Here is a 14649-nt window from a genome sequence, read left to right as displayed (position 1 = left end):
ACAGCCACCGTGAACGCCCACCGCGAGCAGCTCGTCCTGCTCGCCCGCCCCGTCTACTTCTCGCTCCTGGCCTCCGTCGCCGCGGGGATCGTCAACACCGTCTGGGTCGCCCGGCTGGGCGGCCCGGCCGTGGCCGCCGTGGCCGTGGCGACCACCACGGAGAACGTGCTGCTCGGCATCGCCCTGGTCTTCGGCTCCGGCACGACCGTGCTCGTCGCCCATGCCCGGGGCGCCCGCGACCCCGCCGCCGTCCGGGCCGCCGTGCGCGGCGGATGGGCACTGTGGGCGGTGGTGACACCGGTGGTGGTGGTCTGCGGCCTGATGTGGCGCGAACCGCTGGCCCGGCTGGTGCTGGGCGGGGCCGACGGCGCCGCCCTCCCGCTCGCCGTCGCCTACTTCACGCTCTCCATGCCCGGCACGGCCGTCTTCTTCGCCCAGCAGCTCGTCGACGGCATCCTCAAGGGCACCGGCGACACCCGCACCCCGATGCGCCTCGCCCTGCTGTCCAACGGCCTGATCCTGGTCCTCGACCCGTTCCTCATCCACCTCCACGGCGTCCAGGGCGCCGCCGTGGCGACGGTGCTGTCCCGCTGCGTGGCGCTCGCGGCCGGACTGGTCGCGCTCCGGCGCGACGCCCTGCTCCGGACGGCCCGCGGGACGGCGCCGGGGGAGCCCCTGGCCGACTCCCTGCGCCGGACGCTGACGACCGGCCTGCCCATGTCGGCCGACTTCACCGTGCGGCAGACGGGCGCCCTGGTCCTGGTCGCGGTCGTGGCGCGGCTCGGGGTGACGGCGGTGGCCGCGTACGCCATCGCCTACAAGTCCCTGTACGTGGCGACCATGGCCTTCTACGCGGTCCGCCAGGCCGCCTCCATCCACACCGCGCACACGCGGGGCGCCGGTCAGGACGCCCGGCGGGCGATCGGGCGGCAGGCCGTGCTGCTCTCCGGCGCCCTCGGGCTCGGCGCGGCCGTGCTCCTGGCCGTCACCGCCCCCTGGATCATGGCCGCCTTCGGCGCCGGGCCCGGGATCGCGGGCGAGGGCGTGCTCTTCCTGCGCTGCGTCGGGCCCTATCTGGTGCTGCTGGGGTGTCTCATCGCGCTCGGCGGGGTCTTCGAGGGGGGCGGGCGAGCCTCGGCGCTGCTGCGGGTGACCGTGCTCGGGACGGCCGTCCAGCTGGGACTGGCGTACGCCCTGACGGGGTTCGGGCTGCCCGGGGTGTGTCTCGCGATGGCGCTCGCGACGGCCGTGCAGTGCGCGTCGGCGGGGCTGCTGTTCCGGCGGGCCCCGGTTCAGGAGGAGACGGGCGTCTCGCCGGCGCGGACGGGCTGAGCCGGCGCGGGAGCGCTGAGGGTGCGCGGCACCGTCGCGCGCCACAGGGCACGGGCCGCGAGGAGCGTCGCGGCCACCAGCAGGCCGTTGCGCAGGAACAGCAGGGTGATCCCGAGGCCGTCGCTGGCCACCACGTGGGCGAAGTACAGCGGGAACTCCAGCACCGTCACGAAGCACGCCACGAGGACGAGGAGGACGGGCAGCCGCATCCGGCTCCCCGGGAAGTACAGGCACACCGCCGCCAGCCCGACCAGCCACACCAGGTACTGCGGGCTGATCACCCGGCTGGTGGTGGTGAACATCAGCACCGCCACGAACGCCGCGTCGGCCAGGGTGTGCTCCTCGAAGCGCCGGGCCAGCAACCGCCACAGCACCAGCCAGCCGAAGGCCGCCCCCGTCAGGAACAGCGCGCCGATGCTCACCTCGCTCACATACGGCCCGAGGAACTCGATCGAGCCGTAGTTCAGCTTCACCTCGCCCCGCCAGCCGAAGTGCCGGGCGACGTGGAAGACCAGCGCGCCCAGCGACTCCACCTCGGTGCCCCGGTCGCGCTGGAACGTCAGGAAGGCGAACGCGCCCGGCATCGCCAGCGCGAACACGCCCGTCACCGCGACACCGGTCACCAGGGCCGACACCCAGGCGCTGCGCCGCCGTGCGGCCAGCAGCAGCATCGCCGGCCACACCTTCAGCAGCGCGCCGAAGGCGGCCAGGGCCCCCATCGCCCTCGGGTGCCGGGCGCCCGCGAGCAGCGCGGCCACCGCCACCGCCGTGACCATCACGTCGTAGCGGGCGTACACCGTCGGCCCGAGCAGCGGCACGCCGATCACCCACACCCAGGCGCCGCGCGGGGACCGGCCCGGGCGGCGCCCCGCGTACGTCAGCAGGGCCAGCACGGCCAGGTCGGTCACGCAGACCAGGACGAAGAAGGCGGTCGCGTACTCCAGGAAGGGCAGCAGGCCGGGGGAGAGGATCGCCAGGGCGGCGGCGGGCGGGTACTGCCAGGTGACGTCCTCCAGAGGGAACGTTCCGGTGCGCAGGACGCCGTACCAGCCCTGGTAGATCACCTGCACGTCGCTCGTGACGTCCGGGCCCGGGAAGACGTACACCTTCAGCACGAACAGCAGCAGCACCGCTCTCGTGAGACACCAGAACACCGGGAGCCATGCCAGGGACCGCCTCGCGCCCGTCGTCTTCACGTGATCCCTGCCTGTCCGCGTGCCGTGTCGAGGGGGCCATGATGGGCCCGCCGGCTGTGAGCGTGCCATACCTGCCGCCACGCAGGTCCGCGAGGGGCGGTTCGGTAGGGTCGGCGGCGTGCGCAAGACCCTGATCGTCACCAACGACTTCCCGCCCCGGCCCGGCGGCATCCAGGCGTTCCTGCACAACATGGCGCTGCGGCTCGACCCCCGGCAACTGGTCGTCTACGCGTCGACCTGGAAGCGCAGCCGGGAGGGCGTCGAGGCGACCCGCGCCTTCGACGCCGAGCAGCCCTTCACCGTCGTACGCGACCGTACGACCATGCTGCTGCCGACGCCGGGCGCCACCCGGCGGGCCGTCGGGCTGCTGCGGGAACACGGGTGCACGTCGGTGTGGTTCGGGGCGGCGGCCCCCCTCGGCCTGATGGCGCCGGCCCTGCGCGCCGCGGGCGCCGAGCGGCTGGTCGCCACCACGCACGGCCACGAGGCCGGCTGGGCGCAGCTGCCCGCCGCCCGGCAGCTGCTGCGCCGCATCGGGGACTCCACCGACACGATCACCTACCTCGGCGAGTACACGCGCTCACGGATCGCCACCGCCCTGACGCCCGAGGCGGCCGCGCGCATGGTCCAGCTGCCGCCGGGCGTCGACGAGAAGACGTTCCACCCCGGCTCGGGCGGCGACGAGATCCGGGCCCGCCTCGGCCTCACGGACCGCCCGGTGGTGGTCTGCGTCTCCCGCCTGGTCCGCCGCAAGGGCCAGGACACCCTCATCCGGGCCATGCCCCGGATCCTCGCCGCCGAGCCGGACACGGTGCTGCTCATCGTCGGGGGCGGCCCCTACGAGAGGGACCTGCGCCGCCTCGCCCACGAGACCGGCGTCGCCTCCGCCGTACGCTTCACCGGCTCCGTCCCCTGGTCCGAGCTGCCCGCCCACTACGGCGCCGGCGACGTCTTCGCGATGCCCTGCCGCACCCGCCGCGGCGGCCTGGACGTCGAGGGCCTCGGCATCGTCTACCTGGAGGCCTCCGCGACGGGCCTCCCGGTCGTCGCCGGCGACTCGGGCGGCGCCCCCGACGCGGTCCTGGACGGCGAAACCGGCTGGGTGGTGCGCGGCGCCTCCCCCGAGGAGACGGCCGACCGCATCACCACCCTCCTCGGCGACGCGGAGCTGCGCCACAGGATGGGGGAGCGGGGCAGGCGATGGGTCGAGGAGAAGTGGCGCTGGGACCTGCTCGCGGAGCACTTGAGGGACTTGCTGTAAGTGCCTCAGGGGCGCGGGGCTGTATCGATGTGCGGCTCCGCCGCGTGGGCGCGACAAGCCACAGACAACCCGCACCCGCCCACAACGATCAAGCGGCACCCCACTAGGCGGAACCCAAAAATCCGCCGATGCTGCCCAACATGACAGCAAACCTGACGACCCGTCATCTGACAAGACGTCAAATCCTCGGCATGGCCGCCCTGCAGACCGCAGGCACCCTCGGCTTCACCCGCATAGGCCTCGAAAGCGCCCGAGCCGCCCAGCCCGACGCAGTCGACACCTCCCCCGCCATCGTCGTCGGCTCCGGCTACGGCGGCGCGGTCGCCGCCCTCCGCCTCGCCCAGGCCGGCGTCCGCACCCTGGTCCTGGAGATGGGCCGCCTCTGGAACACCCCAGGCCCCGACGGCAACGTCTTCTGCTCCACCCGCACCCCGGACCAGCGCTCCATGTGGTTCCGCACCCGCACCGAGGCGCCCCTCGGAACCTTCCTCTGGCTGGACGTCGTCAACCGCGACATCAGCCGCTACCCGGGTGTCCTGGACCGCGTCCACTTCGCGGAGATGTCGGTGTACGTCGGCCGGGGCGTCGGCGGCGGCTCCCTGGTCAACGGCAGCATGGCGGTCACCCCGCCCCGCGCGTACTTCGCCGAGCAGTTCCCCACCGTCGACGCCGGCGAGATGTACGGCACGTACTTCCCGCGCGCCCGCGCCGCCCTCGGCGTCAACACCGTCGACCCCGCCTGGTTCGAGTCGACGGACTGGTACCGCTTCACCCGCGTCTCCCGCAAGCACGCCGAGAAGGCCGGCCTGCGGACGACCTTCGTGCCGAGCGTCTACGACTTCGGCCACATGGAGCGCGAGGCGGCCGGCACCGCCCCCGAGTCCGCGCTCGCCGGGGAGGTCATCTACGGCAACAACCACGGCAAGCGCAGCCTCGACAAGACCTACCTGGCCGCCGCCCTCGGCACCGGCAAGGTCACCGTCCACACCCTGGAGAAGGTGCGCGCGATCAGCAGGGCGCCGGACGGCGGCTACGTCCTGACCGCCGACCGCATCGACGCCACCGGCCGGGTCGTCGAGACCAAGGAGTACGGCTGCACCTACCTCTTCCTCGGCGGCGGCAGCCTCGGCACCACCGAACTGCTGCTGCGCGCCCGGGAGACGGGCACCCTGCCCGACCTCCCGGCGAGCGTCGGCACCGGCTGGGGCACCAACGGCAACGTGATGCTCGGCCGGGCCAACCACCTGTGGGACACGGTCGGCGCGAACCAGTCGACCATGCCGGTCATGGGCATCGACGACTGGGCCAACACCGCCAACCCCGTGTTCGCCGAGATCGCCCCGCTGCCGACCGGCCTGGAGCACTGGGTCAGCCTCTACCTGGCGATCACCGGGAACCCGGAGCGGGCGTCGTTCTCCTACGACACCGGCTCGGGCGAACTGCGCCTCGGCTGGACCGCCGCCCACAGCGCCGTCTCCGTCGCCATGGCCAGGAAGCTCTTCGACCGGATCAACGCGGCCAACTCGACGATCTACCGCTACGACCTCTTCGGGCCGGGCAGCAAGGTCTTCGCCGACGACTTCACCTACCACCCGCTGGGCGGCTGCGTACTGGGCCGGGCGACGGACGACTACGGCCGGGTGAAGGGGTACTCCCGGCTCTACGTCACGGACGGCTCGCTCGTGCCCGGGTCGCTCGGGGTCAACCCCTTCGTGACCATCACGGCGCTCGCCGAACGCACGATGGCGCGGGTGCTGGCGGAGGACATGGCGCCCTGGGGGTGATCCGGCCACGCCTCGCCTGTACGGGAAGCAGCGGTCGTACCAAGCTGGCGGAAGATCGTCTTCCTCTTCTTCCTCCTCGTCTGCGGACGCGGCCGCCGGCGCCTCCGGAATCGCCTCGTCGGCCTCGTCGCCTCCCAGGCGTTGCTGATCGGCATCTGCGCGGGCCGGCCCGTCCCCCTGGTCTCACCAGGGACCGGGACGACACCGAGGACGTCCGAGTCCTGTCCCGTGCCGGCCGACACGGACGGCCCGAACCGCCGATCGAAATCAGTCAAGGAAGCGGCAAAAGGTGGCTATGAACCTACTGTGAAGGTCGTAAATCCTCAGTAAAGATCAGAAGGTGCTGGGGTGACCTCCCGGCCGGGGGAAGAGCGGGGGACGCGCACAAGGGGGAGCGCGGCAGAACCTCCACGGGCAGGTGTCCGAGACCGCGCGGCGGCAACCGCCTGGAACGCGATGACCTCTCAGACTCGCCCAGTTCGCCGCTCCCAACGCTCAGCCTTGCTCCCGGTCGTCGATGAGGACGTCATCAGAGGCCCCCGCGGAATTCAGTCATGCAGGGATGAGGAGCGACGCGTTGAGTGTCAGATGGGGAGCCGCGCCGGTATGGCGCGGCTTCGTGGCGACGCTGTTGGCCCTGGCAGTGGTCCTGGGAGCCGACCTGCGTCCCGCCGCGGCCGACGACGGTGAACCGCCGTTCGAAAGAGTGGACGTTCTCGAAGCCTGGAAGTACGGCGGTCCGGGCGTACGGAAGGCCGCGGAGGCAGCCCTGCTCGGGTCCCCCGAGGACATCCAGAGGTTCATGGCCGAGGACCTGCCGGTCATCTGGGAAGAGGACTTGCGGGTGCAGGTCGCCCAGGTCATGGCGATCGGCGGCCCGGCGGTGCGTGAGGCGGCCAACGCCGCCCTGAGCGGCGGCGTCGAGGAACTCCAGGCCTTCCTGGACGGTTCCTTCGGCCCCGCCCACGACGAGGATCTGCGTGTCCGCGTGGCGCAGGCCATGGCCTTCGGCGGCCCGGGCGTGAAGGCGGCGGGCAGCAAGGCGCTGGACGGTACCGCCGACGACTGGAACGCGTTCCTGCAGGACGGCCAGTACAAGGCACGCAACGACGACAACCGGGTCCGGGTGGCCCAACTGCTCGCGTCGGGCGGCCCGAACGTGAAGAAGCTCGCCGGACAGGCCCTCGACGGCACGGCCGAGGACGTCCAGGAGTTCCTGGACCACGGCTGGGCGATCGCGGCCGCGCGCGATCAGGAGACGCTCTCGGTCGCCCAGCTCGCCGAACTCGCCGAGAAGGCGCAGAAGCAGGCGAAGGAGCTGACCGAAACCGCGAAGGAGGAGGCGGCCAAGGCCGAGAAGGCCACCAAGGCGGCCAAGGAAGCGGCCCAGGTCGCGGCCAAGGAGGCCCAGGAGGCCAAGTCGTCGGCCGGCAGGGCGGCGGCAGCCGCGTCCCGGGCCGCCGCCGCCGCGAACCGTGCGGCCCAGTCCGCCCGTACGGCGGTCTCCGCGGCCGCGGCCGCGAACGCCACCGCACGAGTGGCCGCCACTGCCGCTGCTCAGGCCGCCTATGCCGCCAGCAGGGCCGGCAACGCCGCCTCCGCGGCCAGATCCGCAGCCGCCGCGACGGCGGCCGACGCCGCTCGGGCCCACGAGGCGCGGAAGGCCGCGGACAAGGCCAACGCCGCCGCCTCCGGGGCACGGAAGGCGGCAGACGCGGCCGACCAGGCCGGCATCGCCGCCGACAACGCCGCGAAGGCGGCCTCGGCCGCGGCCAGCGCGGGCGTCAACGCCGCTGCTGCCGCCGCCGCTGCCGCCGACGCCGGTCACTGGGCCGGTGAGGCGGGCGCCAAGAGCAACGAGGCAGCCGCCGCCGCGGCTCGCGCCAAGCGGCTCGCCGACCAGGCCACCCGAGCCGCCAACGCAGCCCAGGTCAACGCCAACCAGGCCGCCAAGGCTGCCCGGCAGTCGCGGGACGCGGCCAATGAAGCCGCCGCGCACGCCACGGCCGCGGCGGTGGCAGCCAACCGGGCCGCCGACAACGCGAGCGAGGCGGTGGACGCCGCCAAGGAGGCCACCGCTGCCGCGAACGGGGCCACCGTGGCCGCCGACAACGCGCTGAAGGCGGCCGAACAGGCTTCGACCGTGGTGGAGCTGGCCCGCAAGGCCGACGCCGAGCGACTGGCCCAGCAGCGGGACGAGGAGGTCCTGGCCGCCGAAGAGGCCCGGCGGGCCCATGAGGCCCGGAAGGCAGCCGCCGCATACGAGATCGGACACCGCCAGCAGCTCTCCGCCACCACTCAGAAACTGGTCACGGAAGCCGCGGCGGCCTCGGACCCGGCCGTAACGGCCGCCAAGGGGCGACAGGCCGCGGTCAACCTGCTGAGCAGTGGCGGAACCTGGGTACGGGACGCCGCCGAGACCGCCCTGTCGGGCACCGACGAGGACGTCGCCGAGTTCGTCCGCGCCAGGCTGACCGTGGCCATGGAGCAGGACGACCGCGCCAGCGTGGCGCACATCGCCACGACCACCACGATCCCCGCTCAGCAGCGGGCCGCTCTGGCAGCGCTCGACCAACCGATCGACCGGGTGAGGGAGTTCCTGCGCACCCGTGCCTACCCGGGCAAGGAGGACGACGACCGGGTCGCCGTCGCCAAGATCGCCGCGCAGGGCGGTCCCGGTGTCAAGGCCGCCGCGAGCAAGGCCCTGGACGGTACCGCGGCGGACGTGGCGCACTTCCTGGAGACCGGGCAGCACCAGGCCCGTGAGGACGACGACCGCGTGATGGTCACCAAGGCCCTCGCCGCCGGCGGCCCCGAGGTCCAGGCCTCGGCAGAGGCGGCGCTGTCCGGACCGCCCTCCGGGCTGCGCAGCTTCCTGGACGTCGGAGTGCACAAGGCGCGGCAGCGTGACGCCAACGCGGCCGCCCACATCGCAGAGGTCAACGTCCTGCTGAAGGCCGCCCACAAGTCGGCGCACCTCGCCCACAAGGATGCCGCCGAGGCCCAGAAGGTGGCCGCGGAAGCCCGCAAGGACGCCGCCAAGGCCGTCGCGTGGGCCGAAGCGGCGAAGAAGTCCGCCACCCAGGCGGACACCTATGCCAAGGAGGCCGACAAGTCCGCCGACCAGGCCCAGAAGTCCGCAGACCAAGCAGCCGAATCGGCGAAGACGGCCAGGAACGCGGCGGCGGCCGCCCGCCAGGACGCGAGGTCGGCGGCCCGGTCGGCGGAACGCGCCCAGCACTCCGCCGCCGTCGCCGGGGACTACGCCTATCAGGCCGGGCTCGCCTCCTACCAGGCGGGCCTCGCCGAGGAAGCCGCAGGCAGGGACGCGGCGGCGGCAGCCAAGGCCCGGACGGAGGCCATGAAGACCGCCGCCGACAAACTCGTGGCGGAGCTGAAGGCCCAGATCAAGCAGGAGGCCCAGGAGGCCAGCAAGCCGCTGTCCGACGACGAGCTCCGCAGGACTCTGGAAAAGCGGCTGGTGAGCGTCCGGCACAGTCTCATGTCGGAGGGGGACCTGAAGCCGGGTGAGACCCTCCTGGTCTGCGGTGCCGACGGCGCCGGGGGCATGGGCTGCATCACCAGCACGTACCTCGACCGCCTGATCGCCTGGTTCGTGGGTGCCGAGGAGATCGAGAAGTGCCTCACCACCAAGTCCGTCAGGTGTCTGGACGACCTCGCTCTCGGCGCACTCAAGCTCAAGCTGCTCAAGAAGCTGCCGTGCCAGAAGAGCAGCTTCGTCCCGGGGACCCGGGTGCTGCTGGGTGATGGCCGGAGCAAGGCGATCGAGGACGTCCGCGTCGGCGACAGGGTGCTGGCGACCGATCCCGACTCGGGCCGCACACGGGTCGAGCCGGTCGAGGCGACCATCACCAGCCGGGGCGAGAAGAATCTCGTGCGGGTCACCGTACCGGCGCACGGCACCGGGCCTTCGGCGACGGTGACCGCCACGGACAAGCACCGTTTCTGGACAGCAGGCGCCACCGGCGCCTGGCGTGAGGCGGCGGACCTCGACACCGGTACAGCGCTGCGGACGCCGGCGGGTGCGCGGGTGCCGGTCACCTCGGCGAAGTCCTGGGCCGTGAAGGACCAGCGCGTCCACAACCTGACGATCGCCGACATCCCCACGTACTACGTGATGGCCGGTCCCACCCCGGTCCTCGTGCACAACGACCGGTGCCCCAACGGGCGCTTGTCGGACGCCCTGCCCAACGGGATGAGCAACAACATCGCCGCGGCCTACGATTTGTACAAGCAGGGCAGGCTCGTGTCCCACGACGTCTACAAGGGAATCGAGCATCCGAAATGGAAGGGCGCCCTCGAGTACCGGGTTCCGGGTGGGAAAGAAGAGGAAAGAATCCTGGTCATGAAGAAGAACGGGATTGAGATCATCGGGTGGACGTCGACCCATTATCGGAAGATTCAGCGCTTCACCGCCCCGCATTTCCCTGACTGGGGCTGGAGGAAGAAACGTTAGGGAATGAGTGGCATGATTTCTTACCGGCTGGTCGACGGGGAGTCCGGGAATGTCCTGCTGACGGCAGAGGATGTTCGAGGCTTCTTCGTGGATCAGGACCTGGAGACTCCGGAGAGGTTCACCTTCGTCAGGGTCCACCGAATGGAGATCACTCGGAGGGAGACCGACGGGACGGAACTCCAGGTCGTCGATCCACAGGGGCAGCCCATCGGTGCGTACCACCTCGGGAGGGTCGTGGCCGCTTTCGGCGAAGCGCCGAGCATGAGCGGCGACGAGCGCCCGGACGTGGACTTCATCGGATATACGTGCGAGTACCCGAAGGCGGGGGAGATCTGGAGCAAATGGGCGGCGGGCGTCGAGTGCGGCGATTGGGCCCGGCAGCCCCCTGAATGGTGCGGGAGCTGGCTGCACGTCGCGCAGACCGCCTGGTTCACCTCGGGGAAACGGGCGACCCGCTACGACACGCGGGAAACGGCTTTCCTGGACGGCGCCCAGATCGCCACCAGAGACGCCTTCTTCTGTGCACTGGGAGAAGCAGTCAATGGAGCTGGCGGATACTTCGGGTCGAGTCACGGTGGACTTGTCGACTGCCTGCGGACCGCGCGGCGGGAACACGCTCCCCCATTTCGCTTGGTGTGGCGGAACTTCGCTGCTTCACGTGACGCTTTGGGGGACGAGTTCACACATGCCGTCATGTCTGCGTTCCAGGAGTACGGCGTGGCAGTGACATCAGAGGAAAACAAAGCAAGTGAGTGAGCGAACATCGATGAAGAAGCGTGCCGTGATATCGGCGGGATCGCACCGTAAGAGACACATCGGCACTGCTCTCGCGGCGGTGGCCGCAGGCACGCTGGCGTGGTGTGCGCTGGCGGGCGGGGCACCGGCAGGCCAGGCCACCGGGCCCGGGGAGGTCACGCCGGTGGTCGACGAAGCCCCCGGCTACGCCGTGGAGGACTTCAACCACCCACAGGCCGACAAGATCCTCCAGGAGCAGGGCATCGTCCTCAAGCGCGGCGACGGCCACATCACGCTGGTCGACTGCGCGAGCGGGCCCGGCCTGCTGGAGGTGACGGGACGCGAGAGGGGCAGGATCTGCTTCAAGGTCGTGGGCACGTCCGGCTGGCTGACGATGGAGATCCCCGCTGTCTACGCGATCAGGGGCAACGACTACACGACCGAGGTCGACATGACCGTCGGGACCGAGAAGAAGTCGTTCGACATCGAGAAGAACACCTGGACTCCGGTCGGCGAGGGCAATGACGAGCAGGGCCGTCGGCACGTGCTCGTGGAGATCAGGACGTCCAAGTAACGCTCAGCCGACCGCCCCTGCCGCCTCCGTCATCAAGGAACAACGTGATACACCCCTCCAGACCCGTGCGCCTGGCCGCACTGTGCGCCTCCCTGCTGATGTGCACCGCCGTCCCTGCCGCGGCCGTGACCGGGCCCTCGGTCCCCGCATCCGAGACCACCTACGCCTACGCGGCGCAGATCATCGTCGGTGACCACCACCGCGGTTGCTCCGGAGTCCTGGTCGGCACCGAGTGGCTGCTGACCGCGGCCAGTTGCTTCGTCGACAACCCCGCCGCCGGAGTCGCGGTACCGGCCGGCAAACCGCAGCGGAAGACCACCGCCACCATCGGCCGCTCCGATCTCACCAGTTCCGCCGGCGCGGTCCGTGACATCGTCGAACTGGTGCCCCGCACCGACCGGGACGTGGTGCTGGCCCGACTCGACCGCCCGGTCACCGGTGTCGCTCCCATCGCCCTGGCCACCGCGGCGCCGACCTCCGGCGAGGAGCTGAAGCTCGCCGGGTACGGCCGCAGCAAGACCGAGTGGGCACCCCTGAACCTGCACACCGGCGCGTTCTCGGTGGGCACTGCCACCGCCACCACGGCCACGGTCACCGGCAAGGACGGCGTCTCCGCCTGTATGGGCGACACCGGCGGCCCCCTGGTCCGCACGGTGGGCGGCACCCACCAGCTGGTCGCCCTCAGCAGCCGCTCCTACCAGGGCGGTTGCTTCGGGATCGCCCCGACCGAGACCCGTACCGACGGCATCGCCGCCCGGGTCGACGACCTGGCCGCCTGGGTGCAGTCCAAGACGGCCGCGGCCCGCGTCACCGACTTCAACTGCGACGGCGTCCGCGACACCGCCGTCGTCGACCCCGACGCGGCCGTCGGCGGCGACGCGGGCGCGGGGCTGGTCCGGGTGGTGTACGGCGGTGGCAAGGGCACTGCCGAGCTCACGCAGGACCTCGCCGCCGTGCCCGGCGGCTCCGAGCCGAAGGACCGATTCGGCTCCTCGCTCGCCACGTACGACCACAACCTCGACGGCTGCACCGACCTCGTCGTCGGTGCCCCGTCGGAGGACCTGGGCTCGGCCGCCGACGCCGGCATGGTCAGCGTTCTCTACGGCGCGCCCGGGGGGCTGACCACCGGCAAGGCGGCCGTCACCCTGGAGCAGGGCTCCGGCAGTGGTGCTCTCGCCTCGATGGGGTCCGAGTCCGGTGACCAGTTCGGTGCCGCGCTCGCTGCCGGCACCACGCTCGCGGGTGAGCCGTACCTGGCCGTCGGCGCGCCCGGCGAGGACGCCGCCGGGGGCCTCGCCGACGCGGGCGGGGTCGTCTACGTACGCGGCACCGGCACCGCCAACGTCCTGATCCATCAGGACAAGTCGGGCGTGCCGGGTGCCATGGAGGCGAACGACAAATTCGGCGCCTCCATCGCTGGTTCGCCGCAGCACCTCGCGGTGGGCGCCCCGGGCGAGACCATCGGCACGCTCGCCTCTGCCGGTGGTGTCTCCCTGTTCAGCCACACCCTCAACGCCGACAAGCTGCCGACGGGCCTGACCGGTCTCGACCAGGACCTCGACACCGTCCAGGGCGGCGCGGAAGCCGACGACCGGTTCGGCGCGTCGCTGGCCCTGGTGCAGTACCGGGCAGGCGCCTCCGCGAACGGCACCGAGTCGCTCCTGGCCGTCGGGTCCCCGGGCGAGGACGGCTCCCAGGCCGCCAACGCGGGCCGAGTCGACACCTTCCGTCTCACGACCTCCGGGTTCACCCAGGTCTCCGGCATCTACCAGGGCGCCACCGGCGTCCCGGGCGCCACCGAGGCCAATGACAACTTCGCCCAGTCCCTGTCGGCCGTGAACACCGCCCCGGGCGCGGTCAGCACCGCGCAGAACACGCTGCTCGCGGTGGGCGTGCCCGGCGAGGACAGCACCGGCGCGACCGACGGCGGCACGGTCTACACCTTCAGCCTGACCAACGGCGCCTTCATCAACACGGTGTACCCGGGCAAGTTCGGCATCCCCGGGGCCCTGGGCAACGGGCAGAAGGTGGGCACCGCCCTCCACGCCACCGGCACCGAGCTGTACCTCGGGCTGCCCCACGGGCCTGTCTCGTACGGCTCCGCGCACGCCGTGCCGTGGGCCAACGTCCTGGGCGGCGGCACCCAGCCGGTCACGACGTTCCAGCCGGGTACCGGCGGCCTGCCCGCGGCCGGTGAGACGTTCGGCTCCGTGATCCGCTGAGGCACCGACGCCCCGGCGTCACACACCGCCGGTCCCGCGGCAGGCCCTGCGCCGCCGCGGGACCGGCAGGTCACCCGCCACTTCCTCCGTCATCTCCGCCCGAAAGCACATACTCATGCGTCGCTTAACCCTGCCCGCGCTCGCCGCCCTCACCGTGGCCGGCGCCGTCGCCCTCTCCACCACCGTCTCGACCGCCCCGGCCGCCCAGGGCGCCGGCACGACACAGACCGTGCAGGTCGGCGCGGCCAAAACCACCCACAAGTACGGCACCCACCCGCGCCAGACCCTCGACGCCCACTGGAACCAGAGCGGTTCCGGACCGAAGCCCGCGCTCGTGCTGATCCACGGCGGCTACTGGTACCACCAGACCGACTGGTCCTCTTCGGCGGAGCGCTTCGCCGCCGAGGGCTTCCAGGTGTTCGCCATCAGGTACCGGCTCAACTTCGAGGCCGCGTGGCCGGCCCAGCGCGACGACGTCGCCGACGCCGTCGCCTGGATCCGTTCCCACGCCGCCGAGTTCGACGTCGACCCCAACCGTGTGCTGCTGCTCGGCTCCTCGGCCGGCGGCCAGCTCGCCACCGACGCGGCGACGCACGGCGCGGGCGCCCTGCGGCTCAAGGGCGTGGTCGCCCTCTCACCCGTCGCCTCCCCCTACCGGGCGTGGAACGACGGCAACACCTCCACTGACGCCAAGAAGCGCAAACTCCGCGACAACTCGGCCATCCTCGCCCGCTGTTACCCCGACTCCGACGACACCTCGACCACGCTCCACCCCTCCTGCTGGGACACCTGGCGCAGCATGGTCTCCAAGAACTGGGTCGATCCGGCCGACGCCCCGATGTACCTGGTCCACTCGGAGGACGACTTCGTGCCGCCCGTCCACTCCACCGACCTGAAGGCCACGGCCGAGGACAAGGGCGTGCCCGGCGGCCGGATCCAGACCCATGTCGTAGCCGGGTCCGCGCACGGCGGCTCCCTGCTGAGCGAACCGGGCGTGTACGACCGCATCGTCGCCTGGCTGAAGAGCAAGGTGTGAGGGCGGAGGCGCGAGCGCTCGCCCTCGTCGCC

At 71.9% G+C, this 14649-nt stretch carries 9 protein-coding genes; 8 read left to right on the top strand and 1 reads right to left on the bottom strand.

Annotated features, from left to right (window positions below; genetic code table 11):
• The first annotated feature begins 9 nt into the window (after positions 1–9).
• Positions 10–1332, top strand: coding sequence for an MATE family efflux transporter (locus tag C1703_RS10110; RefSeq protein ID WP_114251591.1), 1323 nt, complete (start codon positions 10–12; stop codon positions 1330–1332).
• On the opposite strand, the gene C1703_RS10105 is transcribed toward C1703_RS10110, so the two are convergent.
• Positions 1293–2528 carry a glycosyltransferase family 87 protein gene (locus C1703_RS10105; protein WP_114251590.1) on the bottom strand — a complete coding sequence of 412 codons (1236 nt, stop codon included), beginning with the start codon at positions 2526–2528 and terminating at the stop codon, positions 1293–1295. The genes C1703_RS10110 and C1703_RS10105 overlap by 40 nt on opposite strands.
• A 118-nt stretch (positions 2529–2646) precedes the next feature.
• Here C1703_RS10105 and C1703_RS10100 point away from each other — a divergent pair, with 118 nt between their 5' ends.
• From C1703_RS10100 to C1703_RS10070, 7 genes are all read left to right on the top strand, one after another.
• On the top strand, positions 2647–3789 hold the full coding sequence (locus tag C1703_RS10100) for a glycosyltransferase family 4 protein (RefSeq protein ID WP_114251589.1): 1143 nt from the start codon (positions 2647–2649) through the stop codon (positions 3787–3789).
• Positions 3790–3980: 191 nt separating this feature from the next.
• Positions 3981–5573, top strand: coding sequence for a GMC oxidoreductase (locus C1703_RS10095; RefSeq protein ID WP_114251588.1), 1593 nt, complete (start codon positions 3981–3983; stop codon positions 5571–5573).
• Positions 5574–6150: 577 nt separating this feature from the next.
• Positions 6151–10050 carry a polymorphic toxin-type HINT domain-containing protein gene (locus C1703_RS10090; RefSeq protein WP_232840442.1) on the top strand — a complete coding sequence of 1300 codons (3900 nt, stop codon included), beginning with the start codon at positions 6151–6153 and terminating at the stop codon, positions 10048–10050.
• Positions 10051–10062: 12 nt separating this feature from the next.
• Positions 10063–10806: a barstar family protein gene (locus C1703_RS10085; protein ID WP_232840441.1), complete on the top strand. Its 744-nt coding sequence runs from the start codon at positions 10063–10065 to the stop codon at positions 10804–10806.
• Between the two features lie 79 nt (positions 10807–10885).
• On the top strand, positions 10886–11359 hold the full coding sequence (locus C1703_RS10080; protein WP_232840440.1) for a hypothetical protein: 474 nt from the start codon (positions 10886–10888) through the stop codon (positions 11357–11359).
• A 98-nt stretch (positions 11360–11457) separates the two neighbouring features.
• Positions 11458–13581 (top strand): trypsin-like serine protease, encoded by a 2124-nt coding sequence (locus C1703_RS10075; RefSeq protein WP_114257360.1) that lies wholly within the window; start codon positions 11458–11460, stop codon positions 13579–13581.
• Positions 13582–13696: 115 nt separating this feature from the next.
• On the top strand, positions 13697–14617 hold the full coding sequence (locus C1703_RS10070) for an alpha/beta hydrolase (protein ID WP_114251584.1): 921 nt from the start codon (positions 13697–13699) through the stop codon (positions 14615–14617).
• Positions 14618–14649 lie beyond the last annotated feature (32 nt).

The sequence above is a fragment of the Streptomyces sp. Go-475 genome, from assembly GCF_003330845.1.
In the GTDB taxonomy this organism is placed as follows: domain Bacteria; phylum Actinomycetota; class Actinomycetes; order Streptomycetales; family Streptomycetaceae; genus Streptomyces.
Note: the sequence above shows the minus strand (reverse complement) of the source record. Positions and strands in the feature narration are given on the sequence as shown.